Origin of the sequence: Streptomyces bicolor, assembly GCF_000719285.1 — a bacterium.
Classification (GTDB): domain Bacteria; phylum Actinomycetota; class Actinomycetes; order Streptomycetales; family Streptomycetaceae; genus Streptomyces; species Streptomyces bicolor.
In genome coordinates, this window is sequence record NZ_JOFS01000089.1 from 1 (window position 1) to 2,385 (window position 2,385).

The following is a 2,385-nucleotide window of genomic DNA, read 5'->3' on the forward strand; positions in this document are numbered from 1 at the left end:
CCGCTCCATCACCACCGCGACCCGATCACCACGCCCCACACCCACACCCACCAAATACGCCGCCACCCGCCCCGACGCCGCCCACAACTCCCCATACGAAAGCGACCGACCACCCCCCACCAACGCCACCGCACCCGAAGCCACCCGCACCCGCTCCGCAACCAACTCCGGCACAGAACCCTTCGCAACCCCGTTCCCCACCGCGCTCGACCCGTCCAGCACGGCCGCACGCTCCACCGCACCCAGCACACCCACCCGCCCCACCAGCGCGAGCGGATTCCGCAGCATCTCCTCCAGGACCCGCACGACGCGTCGGGCGATCAGGCCGGCCTGTTGCCCGTCGAAGAGGTCCGGTCGGTAGGTCACCACCACGCGGAGGCGGTCGGTGGGGACGACGCCCACCGCCAGCGGGTAGTGGGTGCCCGCGACGGTGTGGAGCCGGGTGATCGTCACCTCGTCGCCCGACCGGTCGGAGCCGGAGAGGGCGACGGATCCGCGCGGGTAGTTCTCGAACATCAGCATGGTGTCGAACGTCGCGCCGGGACCGGCGAGTTGCTGGATGCCCGGCAGGCCGAGGTGCTGGTGGGCGATCAGTGCCGCTTGGTGTTCCTGGAGCTCGGTGAGCATGCCCACCATGGGCTGGTCGGCTTCGAGTCGTACACGCACGGGGAGCGTGTTGATGAACAGGCCCACCATCGACTCGACGTCCGGCAGCTCGGGCGGGCGGCCCGCCACCGTGCCGCCGAAGACGACATCCGTACGGCCCGCGAGGCGAGCCAGCACCAGCGCCCACGCGCCCTGCACCACGGTGTTCAGCGTCAGGCCCTGCGAGCGCGCCCACTCGGTGAGTTCGGCGGTCCGTTCCAGGGACAGTTGCTCCCAGACCACGTCCGACGTGGTCGGCGAGGTCCCCGCTGTGGCGGGGGCAACCAGCGTCGGCTCGTCCGCGCCGGACAGTTCCTTCCGCCATGCGGCGCGAGCGGCCTCCTTGTCCTGACGGCCGAGCCACGCCAGGTAGTCCCGGTAGGAAGCCGCCCGCTTCAGGGTGGGGGCGTCACGGCCGTCCGCGTAGACGGCGGATACCTCGTTGAGGACGATCGGCATCGACCAGCCGTCCAGCAGGATGTGGTGGCAGGTGATGGCGAGCCGGTGCCGGCCCTCGCCCAGCCGGACCAGCAGCAGACGCAGAAGCGGCGGCTCGGTCAGGTCGAAACGTCGGGAGAGGTCGCTCCGGGCCAGCCGTTCGGCCTCGGCCAGTGCGGCGGCCTCCGGAAGCGCGGAGAGGTCGGCCTCCTGCCACGGGAGTTCCACGTTCCGGGCGACGACCTGGACCGCCTCGCCGGAGTCCTGCTCGTGGAAGCCGGCCCGTAGGACCGGGTGTCGGGCGAGTACCGCCTCCCACGACGCCCGCAGGCGTGCCGCGTCGAGTGGGCCGTCGAGGGCCAGCAGACGCTGTGTCTGGTAGACGTCCGGTCCCTCGTCGTCGAAGGCGGCGTGGAAGAGCATGCCTTCGTGCAGCGGTGACAGTGGCCAGATGTCGACCAGGTCGGGCACCCGGGCTTCCAGTTCCGCCACGCCGTGCGGTGTGAGGCGGACGAGGGGGAAGTCGGACGGGGTGTGGCCGCCCGCGGCGGGGCCGGCCGTGTGCGCGGCCAGCGAGCTCAGCACCCGTATCCATGCCTGACCCAGCTCCTGCGCCGCCGCCTCATCGAGCAGACCGCTCGGCCAGCTGAGGGTGACGGTCAACTCCGGCCCGTCGGCACGGTCCTGTACGGTCGCGGCGGCTTCCAGGGTGTGCAGGGCGGGTGTCCGCGGTGCGACCGTGCCGCCGATCGCGGTCTGTCCGCTCAGCTGCCAGGGTTCGTCGGCGGTGGACTGCTGTCGGCCGGCCGTGGTGAATCGGCCCAGGTAGTTGAAGCCGATCTGTGCGGCGGGAAGTTCGGACAGAACGGGGCTCGTCCGCGGGTTGAGGTAGCGCAGCAGGCCGTAGCCCAGACCGTCACCGCCGGGTACCGACCGCACCTGCCACCACAGTGGAATAGGGTCGGCGTCACATTCACCAACTGGGCCGCGTCCCGCGCCGGGACGGTCCATGAGCGGTGCGTCATGGTCCCGGCCGTGTCCACTGCCGCGTCCAACCCCCGCTTTCCCAGGACGACATCGGGCACCCGTGACAGCTCTATCCAGGCGTCCGACTCGGAGGCCCGGCGGTCCGAGGTGGCCTGGTCGGTGAGAAGGGTGGCCCATTGCTTGAACGACGTTGCCACGGGGTCGAGTTCGGGTGTTCGGCCTGCGGCTGCGGCCTCGCAGGCGGACTGAAGGTCCGGCAGCAGGATCCGCCACGACACCCCGTCCACCACCAGGTGGTGCGCCACCAGCACCAGC

The 2,385-nt window shown here is 71.2% G+C and carries 1 protein-coding gene and 1 pseudogene; both read right to left on the bottom strand.

The window, feature by feature from the left end; translation table 11 throughout:
• Positions 1 to 2,022 (bottom strand): condensation domain-containing protein (locus tag IF78_RS50290; protein ID WP_031498875.1); only part of this gene is annotated, 2,022 nt, incomplete at its 3' end.
• Positions 2,023 to 2,186: 164 nt separating this feature from the next.
• Positions 2,187 to 2,381 (bottom strand): annotated as a pseudogene (locus IF78_RS50585) (condensation domain-containing protein); the annotation flags it as partial.
• Positions 2,382 to 2,385: the final 4 nt, after the last annotated feature.